This is a genomic window from Sphingobacterium sp. GW821-FHT03E03, from assembly GCF_059420745.1.
Genome location: NZ_JBWKUH010000017.1, coordinates 26,933 through 49,125, shown reverse-complemented (window position 1 = coordinate 49,125; position 22,193 = coordinate 26,933). Strand labels below are relative to the sequence as shown.

Genomic DNA, 22,193 nt, shown 5'->3' with positions numbered 1-22,193 from the left:
TTATGATTAAAAAAACCTTTATAGCGATTTATTGTTTTTTGAGTCTATTTTTATTTACGGTTCCCCTGATGGCCCAGGAGCCCCTTGATGCGATCAATAAGACATTAGATACCTGGCACAAATCTTCAGGCGAGGTGAAGTTTGGCCCCTTTATCAATTCACTTGCGACAGATGCGGTAATATTGGGTGCCGACCGGGAGGAACGTTGGGATAAAAACCATAGCGATAAATTCTCTGAGCAGTATTTTAACCCCAAATATGCCTGGAATTATACCTACCAAAACAGATCTGTCCATTTTAATAACGACAGTACAACAGCATGGTTTGACGAAACCTTTAAGATAAACACAAAGTACTTTCGTGGTACCGGTGTATTGAGCAAAATAGACAACGATTGGAAAATTCAACAATATAATCTGTCTATGCTCGCACCTTATCAGGAGGTCAAATCTGCTATTGGCGGAAAGCTGGGGCACAATGTTCATAATAATGTACTCCTGGTAATGGTGTTGTTTTTCTTTATGGCGATGCTATTTGTCCTAAGTCAACGGTTAAAGATATCCTATCCCATTTTATTGGTTATTGGGGGCTTAGGGATTTCTCTTATTCCTGGAGCGCCCGTGATTAGCATAGATCCCGATATTGTTTTTTTAGTGTTTTTGCCACCCTTGCTGTTTGAAGCAGCCTGGTATACCAACTGGAACAATTTTCTGAAATGGCGCCGATCTATTTTCATCATGGGTTTTGGTCTTGTCTTTTTTACATCCTTGGCAATTGCTTATTTTTCAGTCAGTATTATTCCAGGCTTCACCTTGGCTTTAGGTTTTCTTTTGGGTGGTATTATTTCTCCACCGGATGCTGTAGCCGCAAGTTCAGTATTAAAAGGCGTGAGTATACCCAAACGCGGTATTGCTATCCTGGAGGGGGAGAGTTTGGTTAATGATGCGGCTTCTTTGACAGTGTTTCGGTTTGCTTCCATCGCTATCCTAACGGGGCAATTTGCGATGGGTACAGCAACAACTCAATTTCTTGTGCTGTCAGTCATGGGTGTTGTTGTTGGACTTGTGATCGGCCATATCTTGTATTTCTTCTTGCGTTATGTCGCTAAGTCCTCCAGTATATCAACCCCCATTACACTGATCGCCCCTTACCTAATGTATATCGTTGCCGAACATTTTGAATGGTCAGGCGTCTTGGCAGTGGTCAGTGGTGGTTTATTTCTTTCTTTCCGGGCAGGTGATTATCTCAATTATCATACTCGTATCCAAACCAAGGAGGTTTGGGCAACAATAGGGTTTCTACTGAACGGTTTTGTTTTTATCCTGATCGGTCTTGAACTTCCGGTGATCATCAATGGATTGGGTGAATACTCCATGGAAGAGGCTATTGATTTTTCTTTGGCCATCTGTGTTATTGTTATTGTTTTGCGATTGGTGGCCGTTTATCTTTCGGCTTATGTTCCACGCTTATTGTTCAAAAGAGTTCGCGTCAGAGAAAAAGGTCCGGGGTGGAAATTGCCATTGATCGTCGGTTGGGCTGGTATGCGAGGTGTCGTTTCACTTGCCTCAGCCCTGGCTATCCCGATGACGTTATATGACGGAACAGCTTTCCCGCATCGTAATCTTATTTTGTTTATCACTTTTGTCGTTATTCTGGTGACTCTGGTGTTTCAGGGACTTACACTTCCCCTGCTGATAAAATTGATCAAGATCGAGGAGGTTGATGAGCAGGTGCCGATGGAAGAGCAAATTGATGAAATCCGTGTTAGGCTCGGTAGAGACTCTATAGCCTATCTCGATAAGCATTATGCCAAGGAGATGATGGAGTACGAGACAATCGCACGGGTAAAAGAACAGCTTATCCGAAGTATAAATGCATCTGAACGGGCCAAAGAAGAGGATACCCGAGCACAGCTATCAGCCGTTCGGGGATTGTACAATAAAATTATGCTCGAAATTCTGGTTGTACGTCGCAACGGTTTAGCGAAGATGAAAGAAAGCAAAGAGTACGACAGTGATGTTATCAAAGATCTGGAATATTCATTGGATTTAGAAGAGTCGCGCCTGACGCGCAAATAAGCTGATTCTTCCTCCAAATGCCGGAAGGCTCAAAACTGCCTAAAGGCTCAAAGGCTCAAAAAATAGCAAGGTTGGTCTATTGGACCAGCCTTGCTATTTTTCCTTTATCTCCAGCCAGAAAGACGGCTTTACCTTTCTTAGCCTTCTGCACCGCATTGTAGCTTTCCTGGGAGATCGTATGCCATGTTTTTCCTTTGTCCGCTGACAGATCCGTTCCTGAGGTTCCGGTACAGATCAGTTGTTTGTTCGAAAGATAGATTACAGCCGATTTAAAACCCGATACTGGTTGATTTGAAGCCTGCCAGGTTTTGCCACCATCATTGCTCAAAAAACAGGCTTTTTCCTTGTTTTTGTCATTTCTGTAATCACCACCAACGACGATCCCTGACTTAGGTGAACTAAATGCAATGGAAAAAGGGCCAGTGCTATTTTGCCCTTGCGTGATGGGGCAACTGTAACGCTGCCAGGTGTCCCCCTGATCACTGCTCGTGTAAATATTGGAAACCGTTCCGCCAGTTGCGATCCAGAAATCTCCGGTTGCAAGACTAAAGATAGATGTACCACTGGCGGCAAAACCAGCCTCACCTTCTAAAATGGTATAGCTTAGATTGGAGGATATATCCTTCCAGGTCAGTCCAAAATCTGTTGTTTTTAGTAAAGGCATCTTCCCGTTGATGGCATCGCCAAAAGCGATACCAACACCTTTTGGTGTAAAAGCAAAGCCATCATAAAATATTTCAGGTCGTATATCTTTAAAAACCTCTTTCCAGCTTCTACCCGCATCAGTTGTAAGCAATACTAAGGCTGGAGAACCTGCTGAAATAATCAGGGCCTGATTTTCATCAAAAGCTTCGATATCCCTAAAGTCTATCTTTTCATAACCGATTGGATTGACCCACTGCCAATTTTTTCCAGCATCGGTACTCAAGCCTACTGTGCCATTGCTTCCGCTGACCCAAAGTGTTTGGTCATCGACAACACTTAGTCCCCGATAGCTGCTATTACGTTCTTGGTTCAACAGCTGAATTGTGTTTTTTTGTGCAGATAGACTTTCAATAAGAAAGACCTGAACGAGAAAGAGAAGAAATAGTGGCTTCATGTGGTTATACTAGTTATTGCAATAAATTCAGTTGTATTATTGCAGTAAATCCATTCGCATTGTTACGGTAAATCTACGCATATTATTTAGACAAATCTACATCTCTGCGGGATGCTTTACGTCCTTTTTTCAATATCGTTTTCCTCAATAGGAGTAAGCCAACTGTCATTTTTCTGGGCGATTTGAAATAGGGGATACTTAATATCACAAGCAAGGATATACAGGCCGATGTTCCCAATGCGCCACCATACCCATTGAAAAACTTACTGGTGTTGAGTAGGATGGTGGTAAAGATAACACCCGCTAGCGAAAGTCCAAAATAGGTGGACAGCTGTGTTTTGGATACCATACCAATAAAAGATGCACCGATAAATACGGCCGGAATATACTGTGTGAGATAGGTGGAGAGTAGATGGGGAAAGAAATATAGGAAGCCGGATACGATTAACGTCAGTAATGCGGAGGAGCGTACTGCGCCCTGTTTGTATTTTGTGTTTACATAATATGTCGCTGTACTTCCGATAATTCCAACAAGATATAGAATGAATGTTTCCATGTTATTTGAAAAGATAAAGTAGTAAATAGGTAAGCGAAACACCGAGGAAAGCCAGTGTCCCCAATTTGCCACCGACACCATTCAGTAAGCTTTTTGAAATGACCAGAAAGACTGCGGTAAAGACACTCGCCGTCAATATAAAAGAAAAACCATGAGCAACTTGGGAACTCGACATACCTACAAAAGCACCACAATAGATGGCTGCAGGAAGATGGGGAAGGTAGCCGGAATCTTTATTGATATTGGGAATGAACGACGCCAATGTACCCGTCAGTGCAGCCCCCATGACTGGCCCGAGACCAAAAATCTGATTAAAATAATAGGAGATGATAGCACCTATTGGCACCCAAACCGCAATTTTGATCGACTCATATTCATGGATGTGGTGGTGTATCGGCGATTTGAGATAACTATATAAGATGAATAGGGAAAGTAATCCGATGAATGACAGTACAATATATGAGTTGGTGTTTTCAACAAAGATGGCGACTAGAAAGAGTGCCTGGATAACAAATAATAAGCAAATACTTAAAATTCTAAACTTCTGCCTGGCTTGCATTTATTTCAAATTTCGGCAAAGTTATCAATTATTTGTCTATTCTACAGGTAGATTTTCTTTTTATCAGAATTGGGTCGAGAACAACTTGCTCGATATCTTCATAAGGATCTTTTTGTTTGACCATCTTCAAAAAGAGTTTAGCACATTCTTCGCCCATTTTGTTGGCCTGTTGATCGATACTTGATAAAGTCGGCGTAATAAACGAAGAGAAAGTCTGGTTCGCAAAACCGATGACACCGGTCGCTGGAATAGCAATCTCAGCTGCTTTCAGCGCTTGGATAATCCCCACGGCTGTAAAGTCGTCACCACCAATGATAGCATCCGGTTGAATGGAGGATTGCAAGATCTGTTCCGTACCTTTAATCCCCGCTTCAATAGATAGCTCCCCACGGACAATAAGATCATCCAGTTGCGGAAGACTAGCCTCTTTTAAGGCTGTTTCAAAACCACTGAAACGATCTTGAAAGATAGCGATTTCTTTGTTTGTGGTGATAAAGCCAATATTTTTATACCCTTGTTCAATCAGGTGTTTGGTCGCCAGATAGCCCGCCTCAAAATCGTTCAATTTGACTACTGGCGCCGCAATGTCCCGGTGTGTACGGTCAAAGATGATTAGACATTTGCCCTGCTTGATGACCTCCTGAAAATGCGTTATTTGCTGAGTTTCTAAAGAGATTGAAGCAATGATACCATCCACTTGCGCTTCCAGTAAGGTTTTGACACCATTTACCTCATCCGAATAAGATTCATTCGATTGATAAAGCAGCAGGCTATAGTTGTGTTTCTTTAATTCTTTTTCAATACTGTGAACAGCCTCAGCAAAAAAATGGATTTGCATTGTAGGTACGATAACACCAATCGTATTGGAGCGCCCCGAAGAGAGTGAAGACGCGATTTTATTGACACTGTAATTCAGCTCTTTTGCTTTCGCCAGGACCAACTGTCGCGTAGCTTCACTAATGGTGGGTACATTATTCAAGGCACGGGAAACCGTTGAAACCGTGATTCCAAGTGCCCGGGCAATATCATAAATCGTTGTTTTTTTATTCACGCCCCAAAGTAAATAATTTTATTGAATATTTTGGAAAATTCAGAAACATATCCTACTTTTATGCAACCGGTTGCAAAATTGTTTCCGCTATTTGTTTTAATAACCAGTTTAAAAAAATCAGATGTATTTTTTAGGTATAGATATTGGTACTTCTTCAGTAAAGGTTTCCATTGTCGAAGCATCCTCACAAGGAAAGATCTGCTCCGCGCAGTATCCCTCTGTTGAAGCACCCATTTATTCGCCACAACCCGGTTGGGCAGAGCAGGATCCCTGCGATTGGTGGGTCTATTTCAAACAGGCCCTTTCCAAGGCAAATGCTTCCGGGCTGTATGATCCCAAACAAATCACAGCGATTGGTATCGCTTATCAAATGCATGGACTCGTTGTTGTCGATAAGGATCAGCAGGTATTGCGCAATGCGATTATCTGGTGTGATAGTCGTGCTGTCACGTTGGGAAATAAAGCTTTTGAAGAGATAGGGAAGGATTTTAACTTAACACACCATCTCAATTCTCCGGGTAATTTTACAGCTTCCAAACTGGCTTGGGTAAAAGCGAATGAGCCCGAAATCTATCAGAAAATTGACAAGATCATGCTTCCTGGTGATTTTATTGCCATGAAACTTTCAGGCACCATCAGCACATCCATATCTGCTTTATCGGAGGGCATATTCTGGGATTTTCAACAGAATGAGCTGTCGGCTACCCTGATGGACTATTATGGTTTTGACCCAAATCTGATTCCGGCAATACTACCTGTTTTTGCTGAGCACGGTCAAGTTAAACGCGCTGTGGCAGAAGAGTTGGGGTTATCACCCCAAGTAACGATCAATTACAAGGCCGGAGATCAACCGAATAATGCGCTTTCCTTGAATGTACTTCACCCCGGTGAAGTAGCAGCCACAGCGGGTACTTCGGGTGTTATCTATGGGGTAAGCGACCAACTGATTGCCGACCGCGAGTCACGTGTCAATACATTTGCACATGTCAACTACCGCAAAGATGAAGTCCGGACAGGTGTATTGCTCTGTATCAATGGTACCGGGATTATGAACAGCTGGGGCCGGAAGCTCTTGGGAAAAGAGTTATCCTACGATCAGATCAATACTATGGCTGCAACCGCACCTATTGGAAGCCAGGGATTGCAGGTTATCCCATTTGGAAACGGAGCCGAACGTATGTTGAATAATCAACTGGTGGGTGCATCGATCACATCCATTGATCTGAATAGACATGAAACCGCAGATATCCTGCGGGCGATTCAGGAGGGAATAGCATTTGCCTTTCGCTATGGACTGGATATTATGCGTGAAAATGGGTTATATCCGCAGATGATCCGTGCCGGACACGCCAATTTATTCCTCAGTCCAGTATTCCGGGAGGCATTTGTGGGCGCTACGAATGTCCCAGTAGAAGTATATGATCATGACGGAAGTGTTGGTGCAGCCATGGGAGCAGGCATCGGCAGCAGCTATTATACTGATCTCACCGAAGCTTTCAGGAACTTAAAGCCCGTGTATTCCGTAGCACCTAAACATGTTGATCAATATGAAGAAAGTTATCAACAATGGAAAGGAATTTTAGAAACAAAAATCAAAACAAAATAAAATGAATATTATCAAAGGACAAAAAGAGTTTTTTAAAGGGATCGGACAGATCGAATTTGAAGGACAGGAAAGTAAAAATCCATTTGCTTTTCGTTATTACAACCCAAAACAAGTCGTTGCAGGTAAAACGATGGAAGAGTATTTTAAATTTGCCTGTTCCTATTGGCATTCCTTCAATGGTGACGGATCCGATCCATTTGGCGGGTCAACCCACAGATTCCCCTGGGATGAGAGTAATGACCCGATCACACGTGCAAAAGATAAGATGGATGCTGCTTTTGAATTTATCAGCAAAATGAATATTCCATACTACTGTTTTCATGATGTAGACTTGGTGGATTATACGGATAATGTGCTGGAAAACGAAAAAAGACTGGCAACAATCGTTGACTACGCGAAAGAGAAACAGCAGGCGAGCGGTGTCAAGCTTCTTTGGGGTACAGCCAATCTCTTTAGTCACAGACGTTACATGAATGGCGCCGCGACCAATCCGGATTTTCAGGTATTGACCCATGGTGCTGCACAGGTAAAAGCGGCATTGGATGCTACCATTGCACTTGGTGGTGAAAACTACGTGTTCTGGGGTGGACGGGAAGGTTACATGAGCTTGCTGAATACCAATATGAAAAGGGAGCAGGAACATCTTGCACAGTTTTTACATCTGGCTAAGGATTATGCCCGTAAAAATGGTTTCAAAGGAACATTCTTTATCGAACCAAAACCATGTGAACCGACCAAACATCAATATGACTATGATGCGGCCACTGTATTGGGCTTTTTGAGACAGTATGATCTATTGGACGATTTCAAACTCAATCTTGAAGTAAACCATGCAACTTTAGCTGGGCATACCTTCCAACATGAATTACAGGTTGCTATTGATGCTGGAAAACTGGGGTCTATTGACGCCAATCGTGGTGATTATCAAAATGGCTGGGATACCGACCAATTTCCTAATGATATCAATGAACTGACCGAGTCCATGCTGATCATTTTAGAAGGTGGCGGCTTCCAGGGTGGTGGTGTTAATTTTGATGCCAAAATCCGTCGTAACTCGACTGATCCTCAAGATTTATTCTACGCACATATCGGCGGAATGGATCTTTTCGCACGGGCTTTGCTTACTGCTGAACGTATCTTGGAAGACGGTGAATACCGTAAAATAAGAACAGACCGTTATGCGTCCTTCGATAGTGGCAATGGTGCCTCTTTTGAGAAAGGTACCCTGACTTTGGAGTCTTTAAGAGATTTAGCTGTAGAATTTGGTGAGCCACAAACGATCAGTGGAAGACAGGAGTATTTAGAAAATTTGATCAATAGATATATATAGTTATTTAAAATATTTCTATATTAGGCGATCAAATTAAACCAATTACCAAATACATGAATAATTATTTAAGTACAAAAGATTACATCGTTTTCCTGATATACTTTGTCATTGTCGCAGGTTATGGATTATGGGTGTATTATCGCAAAAAGTCTGAATCTGTAGGCTCCAAGGATTATTTCCTTGCCGAAGGATCCCTGACTTGGTGGGCGATTGGAGCCTCCCTTATTGCATCCAATATTTCTGCGGAACAATTTATCGGCATGAGTGGGTCGGGCTTCAAGATGGGACTTGCTATTGCGACTTACGAGTGGATGGCGGCAATTACCCTGATTGTTGTGGCGGTGTTTTTTATTCCGGTATACCTCAAGAATAAGATCTTTACGATGCCGCAATTTCTGCACAAACGTTATAATGGTACTGTAGCCATGATTATGGCTGTCTTTTGGTTACTATTATATGTGGTGGTCAACCTGACTTCTATCCTTTACTTAGGTGCTATTGCGGTGAGCAGTATCTCTGGTATTAGCCTGGATGCCTGTATGTATGCTATTGCTATTTTTGCCGTTATTATCACACTGGGTGGTATGAAGGTGATTGGATATACGGATATTATTCAAGTGTTCTTTTTGGTGTTGGGTGGTTTGGCAACAACCTATTTGGCATTGAATCTAGTTTCAGAACATTATGGTGGTTCGGGCATATTGGAGGGCTATCACCTGATGACCGAGAAAGCTTCTGATCATTTCCATATGATCCTAGACCGTAAAAACGAGAACTACCTGGATTTACCGGGGCTGACAGTTCTGATCGGTGGTATGTGGATTGTGAATCTGAACTATTGGGGTTGTAATCAGTACATCACACAGCGCGCTTTGGGAGCTGATTTGAAGACTGCACGTAACGGGATTTTGTTTGCCGCATTCTTGAAGTTGTTGATGCCGATTATCGTGGTATTGCCGGGTATTGCCGCTTACGTTATGTGGAAAGATGGCTTATTTCAAAATGAAATGATGCAACATGGTGAGGTAAATCCGGATCATGCTTACCCCGTTTTATTGAATTTGTTGCCTGCAGGACTGAAAGGGCTTTCATTTGCGGCTTTGACAGCTGCGGTCGTTGCTTCATTGGCGGGTAAAGCAAATAGTATTGCCACGATCTTTTCATTGGATATTTATAAAAAGGTATTTAATACCGAAGCTTCTGATAAGAAGTTGGTCAATATTGGTAAATTGACAGTTGTTGTTGCCATGATTTTGGCTGTGATTATCGCGCCACATTTGGGTATCGACAAAAAAGGTGGATTTCAATACATCCAGGAGTATACCGGATTTGTATCACCGGGTATCTTTGCCATGTTCATCTTGGGATTTTTCTGGAAAAAGACAACATCAAATGCTGCATTATTTGCAACGATCGGTGGATTTATCTTATCCATTATTTTCAAAAAATTACCAGATTGGGCGGATCTTTCCTTCTTGGCTTCTACTGGCTTCTCTATTCCAAATCCGACAACGGGGATTTACGAAATTCCGTTTTTGGACCGAATGGGCTTTGTCTTTGCAATCTGTATCATCGGTATGATCATTATCAGTTTGATTGACAACAAACGCGGAGTAGTACCTGCTGGTCTGGAAGTAGATACAACGATGTTTAAACCACATAAAGCATTTTTGATAGGAGCATTGATTGTTGCCTTATTGGTGACAGCATTGTATTCCATCTATTGGTAATCTGATCATCAAAAAAGCAATATAGAGAGCCCATATCGACTGCAGTTGATATGGGCTCTTTGTTTTTAAAAATTTATACCGTTTTATCCTGAGGGTTTACACCAGTAGTCAGATGATTTTTAAAAAATTCCTATCTTGTCTTCAATAACTATTTAGAAAATCAACACGCTAAAAGAATAACACAGATGAAAAGAAGATATGCGCTATTTATCGTTTTTGCTGGGATGATAACAGCATTTGCGCCAGTTCAGGGGCAGGTACAACGTACCGAGAAGCCGCCATTGCATGGTAAACATTGGATGGCGATTACAGGAAAGCCTTTGGCTGCAACCGCTGGAGCCCAGTTGTTCCATCAAGGGGGCAATGCTGTTGATGCCGCTTGTGCAATGCTCGCTGCAACCTGTACCATGTGGGATGTGCTTAGCTGGGGAGGAGAGACACAGGCGCTAATCTATCATCCGAAATTAAAGAAGGTGATTGCCATCAATGCCCTCGGTGTTGCGCCGACAGGGGCAACGGTTGATTTCTTTCGGTCAAAGGGTTATGAATTTCCTCCAGAATACGGCCCTCTTGCCGCAGTTACGCCTGGTACACCGGGGGGCTTATGTTACATGCTGGCTCAATATGGCACCAAGAGTCTGGCCGAAGTGCTTGCACCAGCGCTAGAAATGGCGGCCGGTTATCCCATCGATGCACAGACAGCTAACAGTATCGAACGTGGTAAAGAGCGTATCAAAGAATGGCCATACAGCAAAAAAGTCTTCTTGGTTCATCAAGGGAAAGAAAGGGAAGCTCCCGAAGCCGGCGAAATCTTTGTACAGCAAGATCTACTGCAGACACTTTCAAAACTGGTTGAGGCCGAGAAGAAAGCGATTGCCGCCGGGAAGGATAGAAAAGCCGCTATTATGGCTGCCTACGACCGCTTTTATAAAGGAGATATCGCGGATGAATTTGTCCGTGGCAGTAAAGAACAGGGGGGCTTGATTACCAAAGAAGACCTTGCCAACTGGAAACCCATTGAAGAAGAACCTTTGCATGTCAATTATAAGGGGATAGATGTCTATAAATTACAGGAGTGGACGCAGGGACCGGCCATGCTGCAGAGTTTACAGCTGCTGAAAAATTTTGATCTAAAAGCTATGGGCTATAACTCTGCGCCCTATATACATACAATATATCAGGTCATGAATCTGGCCTTTGCAGACCGGGATTTTTATTATGGGGATCCCTATTTCAAACCTAAGGCACCTATTCAAGGTCTATTAAGTGAGTCTTATGCCAAGGGACGGGCCGCTACGATTGATCCAAAGCAGAACAATCCACAGGTTCTTCCTGGCGATCCTTATCCTTATGAAGGGAAGAAGAATCCTTTTGCCAAGCTACTTCAACAACGTAGCAAAGAATTCACTCCGGATACGGAGTCAAAAAAAGATTTTGTTCCCAAGCACGATGCGAATTCAACATCATCATTGTCATCGCTGCCGGATACAACCCTATGGGCCTCTCTGGCAACAGATAGTGTCTATATGGATCGGCTATTGCGTGGAACGACCAGTGTGGAAGCGGCAGATGCCGAAGGTTGGGTTGTTTCGATCACACCAAGTGGAGGTTGGTTACCTGCCTGTATCGCTGGAAATACTGGGGTAGGGATGAGCCAACGCTTACAAAGTTTTGTCCTCGATTCGCTGATCAATCCGTTCAATGTCGTGGCGCCGGGCAAAAGACCACGTGTAACGCTTACACCCGCGCTGGCGCTAAAAGAGGGAAAACCATATCTTTCTTTTGCGGTGCAGGGTGGTGACACACAGGACCAGAATCTGTTGCAATTCTTTCTGAATACTGTGGAGTTCGGCATGACACCACAACAGGCAAGTGAGGCGCCGAATATCAATAGTAATCAACTGTGGTTATCTTTGGGTGGTACCAAAATTGGCGACCGAAAACCTCGTGCCGGAAGCTTGTTACTGGATAAACGTACTCCGAAGGAAGTTGTCGAAAAGCTTAAGACAATGGGCTATAGCATACAGCTCGGCGAACGAAACAGTGGTCCGATCAATGCGATCTATTTCGATCAGCAGCATGGTACACTCTGGGGCGGTAGTAGTAATAATGGGGAGGACTATGGAATAGGATGGTAGCCTGAACAGAAAAGTAACATCGTTTTGTTATCTCCATCGTATTTGGTATCTTACCTACTGATCAAAAGGTGATTTTTTGTTATGGAGGGTAGTGTCAATAAGTATTCGTTTGTTTTTCAACCTGATGAAGCGGGTTTAGTATTAGTGGATGGTTTAAAGCAGCAGTTGAGAGCGGCATTGGCCGAAGAGTTTCCAGATAAGGACAAAGGCTGGTACCACAGCTGCAATTCCAAAGCTCATGTGACCATCTGTGCTTTTGCCGGAAACGAGGAAACATTGGCACAGGCTATTGCAGCTTTGCAACAAACGATGCTATATGAACGTAGTCAGTACGTCTATTTTGACCATTTTTCTTCTTTCGCTGGAGGAGCTTTTTATATTGCCCCCACAGTACATGCCCGAAGTTACCTAAAGGATCGAACCCGAAAGGTGGTACATACCCTCAGCTCGTTTGATCTGATCGAGATTAGTGATGAACCGCATATTTCTATTGGACGTAGATTGGAGCCGGAACGGCTCGATTTCGCAAAAAAAATATTGTGCTCGGTTGATCTGAGTTTTATGTGTGCCGGTGTGCATATCCGTCGCTTTAATCCCGGCATGGGACAGTATGAGCCCGTTGATTTTGTCAAATTTGGTAATCAGTCGAAAGAAAATTCCGGGCAACTTTCATTTAAATTCTAATTATATGGCTGTTTAATTGTCTAGTAATGTAAAGCTTTTTATCTTTAGCCCTAGCAATAAAAGATATTGTCCTAATGTAAGCTATGCATCACGACGACTCCCATCATAAATCATTATCTGATATCCATGAAAGTGTGGATGTCAATCAAGGAAAATCCAAATTCAAAAAGGTACTCAGTTTTTTTGGCCCAGCCTATCTGATCAGTGTGGGGTATATGGATCCGGGCAACTGGGCGACGGACCTTGCTGGGGGAAGTCAGTTTGGCTATGCTTTGATCTGGGTCTTGCTGATGAGCAATATTATGGCACTATTGCTGCAAAACCTCTGTGCACGTTTGGGGATCGTGAGAGGTAAGGATCTGGCGCAATGTAACCGCGAGACTTACCCCAAGCGTATGAATTTTGTGCTATATGTCCTAGCCGAGATTGCTATTGCAGCCTGTGATCTGGCCGAAGTATTGGGTATGGCCATTGGTCTTAACCTGCTGTTTGGTATTGATCTACTCTGGGGGGTACTGATCAGTTTTGCCGACACCTTCCTGTTACTCTACTTACAGAAGTTAGGCATGCGCAAAATGGAACTCTTTATTATCGGTTTGATATCCATGATCGGCATGTGCTTTATGGTGGAAATGTTTTTGGCCAAGCCTGATTTCTCTGAAGTAGTCACAGGTTTTATTCCGAGCATCCCCAATAGTGCCGCACTTTATATAGCGATTGGTATTATTGGTGCTACTGTCATGCCACACAACCTTTACCTGCATTCCGCCCTGGTACAGACCCGAAAGATTGACCGAAATGAAGTCTCCATACGAAAATCATTAAAATATAATTTTTGGGATAGTGCCATTGCATTAAATCTGGCATTCCTGGTCAATGCAGCAATATTGATCCTTGCCGCATCCGTATTTCATAAGAATGGTATGCATGATGTCGCCGAATTGGAAGACGCCTACCACCTATTGGGCAATTTACTCGGTACAGAATGGGCCTCGAAGCTATTTGCTGTGGCATTAATCCTAGCGGGTCAAAGTTCTACGGTCACGGGAACCCTGGCTGGACAGATCGTGATGGAGGGTTACCTACGGTTGCGGATCAGTCCGACACTGCGCCGGATTATCACGCGGCTTTTGGCAATTATACCCGCCGTCCTGGTGATCCTGATTTCCGGTGAAGGGCGAGTAGGGCAGTTGTTGATCTTTAGTCAGGTGATCTTGAGTATGCAGCTGGCCTTTGCGGTCATACCACTGATTCACTTTGTCAGCGACAAGGCAAAGATGGGAATCTTTGCTATAAAACCCCTGACCAAAGCTTTTGCCTGGTTGATAGCCGCTGTGATAGCCGTACTGAATTTTAAGTTGGTTTATGACGAGGTCACCGGATGGATTACCGAAGCAAACAATCTTTTTGTAACAGTGTTACTTATTCTGGGAGCCGCTGGTCTGCTCTTTCTGCTGATCATGACGGTGTTAATTCCTATTATGCGCAAATCAAAACCGATCGAGTTGGAAGTGCACCCACCATTTGAAGCTTTACATTTTGAGGACCGAGGGTCTTTCAAGAAGGTGGTAATTGCCTTAGATTATTCTAGTTCAGATCAGAAAGTGATACAGTATGCTTTGCAACTGTCAGATTCCGATACCAGCTTTGTCGTTGTCCACATTGTCGAAAGCGCCTCCGTCAAATATACAGGTGAGTCTACCGATGATTTTGAGTCACGACAAGATTTGGAACGCCTAAAGCTGTATGCTGACTTTTTATTGTCCAAAGGACATCAAACGGAATATGAACTCGGCTATAACAATCGGATCAAGAGCATTGCCGAAGTCTGCGAAAAATACCATGCAGACCTCTTGGTCGTGGGGAGCCATGGTCATACCGGAGTCAAAGACTTTGTGTTTGGTGAGACAGTAAACAAGTTGCGTCATGCTGTAAAAGTTCCGGTTTTTATCGCACAATAAGGCTTGGAGACCTATCCCAAAGAGACACTGTCTATTCACTGTAATTTTATTGCGGAAAAAGTGTAGGGAGGGATCGGTAAGTGCTAAATAATTCTTACTTTTGCGTCATCAAATCAAGATATGAGCGACGCTATTAAACACGAGTGCGGAATCGCACTAATTCGCCTGTTAAAACCCTTATCTTATTATCAGGAAAAATATGGTACGCCATTCTATGGCATCAACAAATTGTACCTATTAATGGAAAAACAGCACAACCGTGGACAAGACGGGGCTGGAATTGCAACCATTAAATTTGATGTTAAACCTGGAAATCGTTACATTTCGCGTTACAGAGCTATGGGCTCAACTGCTGTGGCAGACATATTCGAATATGTACAGAAAAAATTTGCTTCTGTTCAGAAGGCATTTCCAGATGAGTCAAAGGATACCCAATGGTTAAAAGATAATGTCAGTTTTACTGGAGAAGTACTTTTAGGACATTTGCGCTATGGAACGCATGGAAAGAACAGTATCGAAAGCTGTCACCCATTTTTAAGACAAAACAACTGGATGTCACGCAATCTTGTTGTTGCGGGTAACTTCAACATGACCAATGTGGATGAACTTTTGCAACAATTGTATGAGTTGGGACAACATCCAAAAGAAAAAGCGGATACCGTAACCGTTTTGGAAAAAATTGGACATTTCTTAGATGATGAAAACCAGGAGCTTTTTGATCACTTCAAAAAAGAAGGGTATTCCAATGTCGAGATTAGTTCATTGATTGCCAAAAATATCGATGTCTCCAAGATCTTAAAGCGTTCAGCGAAGACTTGGGATGGGGGTTATACCATCGCTGGTATCTTTGGTCATGGCGATGCTTTCGTGATGCGTGATCCTGCGGGTATCCGTCCGGCATTCTACTATCAAGATGAAGAAATTTTAGTTGTAGCTTCCGAAAGACCAGTCATTCAGACTGCATTCAATGTGCCTATCGGTGCCGTGAAAGAAATTAAGCCGGGCCATGCCTTGATTGCTAAAAAAGATGGTACTGTGTCACAGGAAATGTTTAGACAGCCTGTTGAACAACGTTCTTGTTCTTTTGAGCGTATCTATTTCTCCCGTGGGTCAGATGCTGATATCTATAAAGAGCGTAAAGAATTGGGTAGATTATTAGTGCCACAGGTACTGGAATCTGTTAAAAGTAATATTAAGAATACCGTATTCTCTTTTATCCCCAATACGGCCGAAGTATCGTACTATGGTTTGATGGATGGTATCAATACCTACGTCAGGGATTTTCAAAAAGAGACCTTATTAAAACGTGCAGAGAAAATTTCTGACGAGGAATTGGATGAGATCTTGAGCATCAAACCTCGTTTTGAAAAACTGAATGTAAAGGATGCTAAATTGCGTACCTTCATTACACAGGACGCCGATCGTACAGATATGGTACAACATGTGTATGATACCACTTACGGCATTGTTAAAGATCATGAAGATACGATCGTTGCAATCGATGATTCCATTGTACGTGGAACGACGTTGAAGCAAAGTATCTTGACGATCTTGGATCGTTTGAATCCGAAGAAAATTGTAATCGTTTCCTCCGCACCACAAATTCGCTACCCAGATTGTTATGGTATCGATATGTCACGTATGGGTGAATTCGTCGCATTCGAAGCGGCGATCAACCTGTTGAAACAACGCGGCATGGCACATATTATTGATGAAGTGTATCAAAAATGTCTGTTGTCGATGACGCAGGATGTCAATGAAATCGAAAACTATGTAAAAGCCATTTATGCGCCATTTACAGATGAAGAGATTTCCGAAGAAATTGGCCGTATCGTTAGACCTCACCATTTGAAAGCCGAACTTGAGGTGGTGTATCAAACCTTGGATAATTTGCATAAAGCATGTCCAGCACATAGCGGTGATTGGTATTTCTCCGGCGATTACCCTACTCCAGGTGGTAATAAGGTTGTTAATAAAGCCTATATGAACTGGATTGAAGGTAAAAATGTACGTGCATACTTCAGCAACTAAGTATAAAAATATCAGGAGAAGGGGGCGTTCAAAAAGGACTGCCCCTTTTTCTTTCATCTTGTTTTTATGCTGCGAGGTCATTTTTTATATTCGAGACCCAAGGGGGTCTCTTTTATTTTTTGCATTTCCTCATACTCCTTTCCAGTCTCTTTTTTATTATTCAATTCTCAAGGGACGCTTTTACTTTTTGTACAGCTTCTTTTTTTATATATTCGTAATACGGAATTGATTATAATGACACAGCAAGCGCATCATAAGGTATTTGCTGTATTTTGCCAATATATACTTTTATGATTCAATCAACCTTTAGCCTTACTGAAATTAAGGTTTTTAACAGCGTAAATAAATAGCTCCATGAGAGGACAACTTTTCTATCTTTTTCTTCTTTTTTCAATGGTTTCCTGTGACATAGCCCATAATGTGCCCAAGGATCCTTACCCCAATTCATTTGACAAGCCAAATATCGTGAATTCCTTCGTGGATCAGAATGGAAACTTCTATCCAGACAATTGGCGCAAAACTTATGGTGAACCGCCTAAAAGCGGTGATGTCAATGCCTATTCCCTGATGAAGATCGCAACAGAAAAAGGAATTGAAAGCCAGCTGAAAGCTTTTGAGAAGACCCGAATGTTGGCTGTGGGCAGCAAAGTGAAGGCCAAAGACCGTGTATTTATATTTGTACATGGATTCAATGCGCCATCAGACGAGGTCAATGAGAGCTACGAGTATATGCGCAAATTATTGAAGCTCAATCCCAATGATGATGAAGTCGTTAAGTTTTATTGGGATGGTTTACATACAACCAATCCCTTTGGTGGCGCCAAAGTTTGGTTTTCCGCAACCTCATTCAGCCAAATGGCGGGTGAGTTTGGACTGCGTAACCTCCTGAATAGCATCAGTAATAAGAAGATTATTCTGATCTCACATAGCCGTGGTGCATCAGTCGTGTTGAGTGCTTTGAGCAGTGCAACCTTTAGTGAGAGTTTTGCTAAAGGTACGCTGGAGAACCACAACGTAGACGTCGATGGGGCAAAAAAGCTTGCTGAAAACGGCAATGACATTACCTGTATTATGCTCGCTCCAGCAATAGGGCTGGAGGACTTTAAGATAAGAGATGTCGCTAAGGGAACAGAGTCATTCTGTAACTTGAGCAAGCAAGTTAAGAAGATCCATATTACCATTAACAATACCGATGTGATGTTAAAGAAGTTTGTTGGTTTTCTGTCCAATAAATTGAAGGCTACAGATTTGGGCTATAAAGCTGATGTCTGTAATGAGTTGGTAAAGCATTACCCGATGATGAAGTATACTGATTTTACAGGCATGCAGAGCCACGATTTTAATAAATACATCCGGAACCCCAAATTCAAGACCATGTTGAAGGCGGAGGGAATTGCCGTCAATCGTTAAGACAATGAAGCATATTTTTAAGAGTCTCTATTTTCAGGTTATCGTTGGTATATTGATCGGTATTTTCTGTGGGGTCTATTTCCCAGATTTTGCCGTTAAACTAAAGCCGCTGGGTGATGTCTTTATCAAATTGATCAAGATGGTGATAGCACCTCTGATCTTTAGTTCGATCGTGATCGGTATTGCAGGGATGCAGGACGTAAAGAAAGTAGGGAAGATTGGACTGACATCGATTATCTATTTCGAAGTCATGACCACGATTGCATTGATTATCGGTTTGATCTTTGTCAACCTGATTCAACCCGGGACAGGCATGAATGCCGATCTGGCGAGTTTGGATACATCTTCGGTATCACATTATATTACCGAGTCCCAGAAACCACACAGTTTCATGGACTTTATCATGGATATTATTCCGGAGAACGTTATAGCTTCGGTTGCCTCAGATAATATATTGCAAGTGCTGGTTTTTGCGGTGCTTTTTGGGATAGGGATGACCAAGATCGGTCAAAAAGCTGCTGAACCCGTTATCAATGTGCTGCAATCTTTTCTAAAGGTACTTTTCTCCATTATTAAGATGGTGATGTATTTGGCCCCATTGGGAGCCATGGGAGCGATGGGATTTACCATTGGAAAGTTTGGTATTCAGGCGCTGACCAAGTTGGGTATGTTGATGTTAAGTTTCTATCTAACCTGTTTTATCTTTGTCATTATTGTCATCGGGGCGGTATTACACTTCTATCTCAAGGTTAATATTTTCAAATTCCTGAAATATATCAAAGATGAGATTTTGATTGTATTGGGAACCTCTTCTTCGGAATCGGCATTGCCTGGCATTATGCAGAAAATGGAGGATGCAGGTTGTGCGAAGTCCGTGGTAGGTTTGGTGATCCCGACTGGATATTCCTTTAACCTAGATGGTACGAGTATTTACCTGACTATGGCAGCGGTATTCATTTCGCAGGCACTCAATATGCACCTGACCTTGCAGCAGGAAATTACCTTACTGTTGGTCCTGTTGCTAACCTCCAAAGGAGCTGCGGGTGTAACGGGAAGTGGTTTTGTGACCTTGGCGCTAACCTTGCCTGTAGTCGGACATGTGCCTGTTGAGTCCGTGGCATTGGTGTTTGGGGTGGATCGGTTTATGAGTGAAGCAAGGGCTATCACCAATCTGATTGGCAATTCGGCAGCAACACTCGTGATTTCCAAATATGAAAATAGCCTGGATGAGGAAATTCTCCATGAGAAACTTGGTTGATATCTTACAAAACCGGACACTCATGCTTGTCTAAACGATGTAGATCTTAAAAGAAAAACGGGGTGTCCAATTTTTTTGGACACCCCGTTTTTCTGAATAAATTTATCTAAACTCTTGAGAGGGGATTAAGCCTCTTTTTTTGTGTTTTCAATTCCTTGGGTTAGATCCAAAGCACCATCTACTTTTTCTTCTAGAAGTGCTAGTTTGATCACCTGTGCCATTTCGGTCACATAATGGAACTGCATATCTTTGATATAATCTTCCTTGATTTCAAGGATATCTTTTTCGTTGGATTTGCAAAGGATAATATCCTTGATGTTCGCACGTTTGGCCGCAAGTATTTTTTCTTTGATACCGCCTACTGGTAATACTTTTCCACGAAGCGTAATTTCGCCAGTCATAGCCAATTTCTCTTTAACCTTACGTTGGGTAAATAGAGATGTTAGCGCAGTCAGCATCGTTACCCCAGCAGATGGACCATCCTTAGGAATAGCACCTGCAGGAACGTGGATATGGATATCCCAATGATCGAATATCCTGTAGTCGATCCCGAAATCAGCAGCATGAGCTTTTAAGTAAGCTAAAGCAATAGAAGCGGATTCTTTCATCACATCGCCAAGATTACCTGTTAGGCTCAAGCGTCCTTTACCGGGACTTAAAGAGGATTCGATAAATAAAATATCACCTCCCACAGAAGTCCAGGCCAAGCCAGTTACTACACCAGCAACATTATTGTTTTCGTAGATATCTTTATCAAAGATCGGAGCGCCCAGGATATCCACGACATCCTGATCGTTGATAGTTGGGTTATAATCTTTCTCCATGACAATACGTGTCGCAATACCACGTACGATCGAGCCAATTTTCTTTTCCAGTCCACGTACGCCGGATTCGCGGGTATAGTCTTCAATGATTTTTTCGATAATCTTACCTTTTAGAGCAACATCCTTGGCAGCCATACCGTGCATTTCACGTTGTTTGGGAAGTAGGTGTTTTTTTGCTATCTCAATCTTTTCTTCAATGGTATATCCATTGACTTCGATGATTTCCATACGGTCCAATAAAGCTGGCTGGATAGCACTTAGCGAATTGGCCGTTGCAATAAACATCACTTTAGAAAGGTCAAATTCCATTTCTACATAATGGTCGTAGAAATGTGTGTTTTGCTCCGGATCCAATACCTCTAGCAGGGCAGAAGAAGGATCACCTTTAAAATCTGCACTCATTTTATCGATCTCATCTAGGATAAAGACCGGATTGGCAGCTCCTGCTTTTTTCAACGATTGGATAATACGGCCGGGCATTGCACCGATGTACGTCTTACGGTGGCCTCTGATTTCGGCTTCGTCGCGCACACCACCCAGGGCCATACGTGTATATTTACGACCCAATGCTTTGGCTATAGATCTTCCCAAAGAGGTTTTACCAACTCCTGGAGGGCCGACCAAACAAAGGATAGGGGCTTTCATATCATTTTTTAATTTCAATACTGCAAGGTATTCAATGATACGTTTTTTGACTTTTTCCAACCCATAGTGATCCTTGTCCAAGACTTTTTGTGCTTTATTTAAGTCAAAATTATCTTTGGTCGTTTCATTCCATGGAAGATCAAGAAGCAGTTCAAGATAGTTTAACTGAACAGAATAATCTGCCGCAGCTGGATTGATACGTGATAGCTTTTCAAGTTCCTTGTTAAAATGTTTTTCGACATCAAGGCCCCATTTTTTTGTTTTACCACGCTTTTTAAGCTCTTCCAGCTCCAGGTCAGGTGTATTTCCGCCAAGCTCTTCCTGGATGGTTTTCAATTGTTGGTTCAAGAAATAATCCCGTTGTTGCTTGTCTAGGTCGACACGCACCTTATTCTGGATCTGATGTTTCAGTTCCAGCATCTGGATTTCCAACGTCAACAATTCCAACAAGAGCTTTGCACGGTTTTCGACCTTTGGAATTTGAAGAAGCTCTTGTTTTTTGATCATTTCGACATTGATGTTAGACGAAATAAAATTGATCAGAAAAGAAGGGCTTTCAATATTTTTGATTGCGATACCGGCTTCACTGGGTAGATTGGGTGAAAGCTGAATAATCTGCAATGCCATTTCCTTCAAGGTGGATATTGTGGCCTTGAAATGTTTAGTCATTTTTGGTTTTGCCTCGTTGAATTTCTCGACACGCGCCTTGAGATAAGGTTCAGTTTCTAAGATCTCCACCAGGTTGAAACGTTGCTTTCCCTGGATGATGACCGTGGTGTTTCCATCAGGCATCTGGAGCACTTTGATAATATGGGCAACAGTACCCACCTTATTCAACTCCTCAAACCCAGGGTCCTCTACTGTCATATCCTTTTGGGAGACCACACCAATTGTTTTGCTGCCCTTATAGGCTTCTTTAACCAATTTGATGGATTTATCCCTTCCTACAGTGATCGGAATGACGACACCGGGAAATAATACGGTATTACGTAAAGGCAAAATAGATAGTGCTTCTGGAATTTCAGCATTCGCCATATCGTCTTCATCCTGCTGTGTCAATAGGGGGAAGAATTCTGTGTCTTCCGTAACGATTGGAATAGCCTGACTGAAATCAAAAGTTTCGAATTTGCTCATAGTGTTTATTTTGTGTATTTGGCAGTCGCTGACATGTTGTCGGCAGACCTTCAAATTTTAAGCTTCAAATATTGTTTCCCCTATATTGCAAGGGAAGTG

At 42.5% G+C, this 22,193-nt stretch carries 15 protein-coding genes; 10 read left to right on the top strand and 5 right to left on the bottom strand.

The features are described 5' to 3' along the window. The first annotated feature begins 2 nt into the window (after positions 1–2). Entirely contained in the window at positions 3–2,078 is a 2,076-nt protein-coding gene (locus AC07UV_RS17590; protein ID WP_495184670.1) for a Na+/H+ antiporter, read from the top strand. A 76-nt stretch (positions 2,079–2,154) separates the two neighbouring features. Here AC07UV_RS17590 and AC07UV_RS17585 read toward each other — a convergent pair whose 3' ends face one another. From AC07UV_RS17585 to AC07UV_RS17570, 4 genes are all read right to left on the bottom strand, one after another. After that, positions 2,155–3,177, bottom strand: coding sequence for a WD40/YVTN/BNR-like repeat-containing protein (locus AC07UV_RS17585; protein ID WP_495184669.1), 1,023 nt, complete (start codon positions 3,175–3,177; stop codon positions 2,155–2,157). A gap of 82 nt (positions 3,178–3,259) precedes the next feature. Beyond that, on the bottom strand, positions 3,260–3,733 hold the full coding sequence (locus AC07UV_RS17580) for a hypothetical protein (protein ID WP_282249795.1): 474 nt from the start codon (positions 3,731–3,733) through the stop codon (positions 3,260–3,262). Position 3,734: 1 nt separating this feature from the next. Continuing rightward, entirely contained in the window at positions 3,735–4,292 is a 558-nt protein-coding gene (locus tag AC07UV_RS17575) for a hypothetical protein (protein ID WP_282249793.1), read from the bottom strand. Positions 4,293–4,320: 28 nt separating this feature from the next. Then, a complete protein-coding gene (locus AC07UV_RS17570; RefSeq protein WP_495184668.1) occupies positions 4,321–5,343 on the bottom strand; it encodes a LacI family DNA-binding transcriptional regulator in 1,023 nt (340 codons plus the stop codon). Between the two features lie 121 nt (positions 5,344–5,464). On the opposite strand from AC07UV_RS17570, the gene AC07UV_RS17565 reads away from it, so the two are divergent. The 9 genes from AC07UV_RS17565 (at position 5,465) to dctA (ending at position 19,491) form a co-directional block, all read left to right on the top strand. Next, positions 5,465–6,949: a xylulokinase gene (locus tag AC07UV_RS17565; protein ID WP_495184667.1), complete on the top strand. Its 1,485-nt coding sequence runs from the start codon at positions 5,465–5,467 to the stop codon at positions 6,947–6,949. A gap of 1 nt (position 6,950) precedes the next feature. After that, a complete protein-coding gene (gene xylA / locus AC07UV_RS17560) occupies positions 6,951–8,279 on the top strand; it encodes a xylose isomerase (protein ID WP_495184666.1) in 1,329 nt (442 codons plus the stop codon). 53 nt (positions 8,280–8,332) lie between these two features. Continuing rightward, the gene (locus tag AC07UV_RS17555; protein ID WP_282249788.1) at positions 8,333–10,009 is read left to right on the top strand and encodes a sodium/sugar symporter; all 1,677 of its coding nucleotides are present in this window, start codon (positions 8,333–8,335) and stop codon (positions 10,007–10,009) included. A 185-nt stretch (positions 10,010–10,194) separates the two neighbouring features. Further along, positions 10,195–12,147 (top strand): gamma-glutamyltransferase family protein, encoded by a 1,953-nt coding sequence (locus AC07UV_RS17550; RefSeq protein WP_495184665.1) that lies wholly within the window; start codon positions 10,195–10,197, stop codon positions 12,145–12,147. Positions 12,148–12,228: 81 nt separating this feature from the next. After that, positions 12,229–12,831 carry a 2'-5' RNA ligase family protein gene (locus AC07UV_RS17545; RefSeq protein ID WP_495184664.1) on the top strand — a complete coding sequence of 201 codons (603 nt, stop codon included), beginning with the start codon at positions 12,229–12,231 and terminating at the stop codon, positions 12,829–12,831. A gap of 83 nt (positions 12,832–12,914) precedes the next feature. Beyond that, entirely contained in the window at positions 12,915–14,792 is a 1,878-nt protein-coding gene (locus AC07UV_RS17540; protein ID WP_495184663.1) for an Nramp family divalent metal transporter, read from the top strand. A gap of 120 nt (positions 14,793–14,912) precedes the next feature. Then, on the top strand, positions 14,913–16,823 hold the full coding sequence (locus tag AC07UV_RS17535) for an amidophosphoribosyltransferase (RefSeq protein ID WP_223583468.1): 1,911 nt from the start codon (positions 14,913–14,915) through the stop codon (positions 16,821–16,823). 354 nt (positions 16,824–17,177) lie between these two features. After that, the gene (locus AC07UV_RS17530; protein ID WP_495184662.1) at positions 17,178–18,233 is read left to right on the top strand and encodes an alpha/beta hydrolase; all 1,056 of its coding nucleotides are present in this window, start codon (positions 17,178–17,180) and stop codon (positions 18,231–18,233) included. Positions 18,234–18,237: 4 nt separating this feature from the next. Next, positions 18,238–19,491, top strand: coding sequence for a C4-dicarboxylate transporter DctA (gene dctA, locus AC07UV_RS17525; RefSeq protein ID WP_495184661.1), 1,254 nt, complete (start codon positions 18,238–18,240; stop codon positions 19,489–19,491). A gap of 125 nt (positions 19,492–19,616) precedes the next feature. On the opposite strand, the gene lon is transcribed toward dctA, so the two are convergent. Beyond that, complete coding sequence (gene lon / locus AC07UV_RS17520) at positions 19,617–22,094, bottom strand: endopeptidase La (RefSeq protein WP_282249781.1); 2,478 nt, start codon at positions 22,092–22,094, stop codon at positions 19,617–19,619. Positions 22,095–22,193 lie beyond the last annotated feature (99 nt).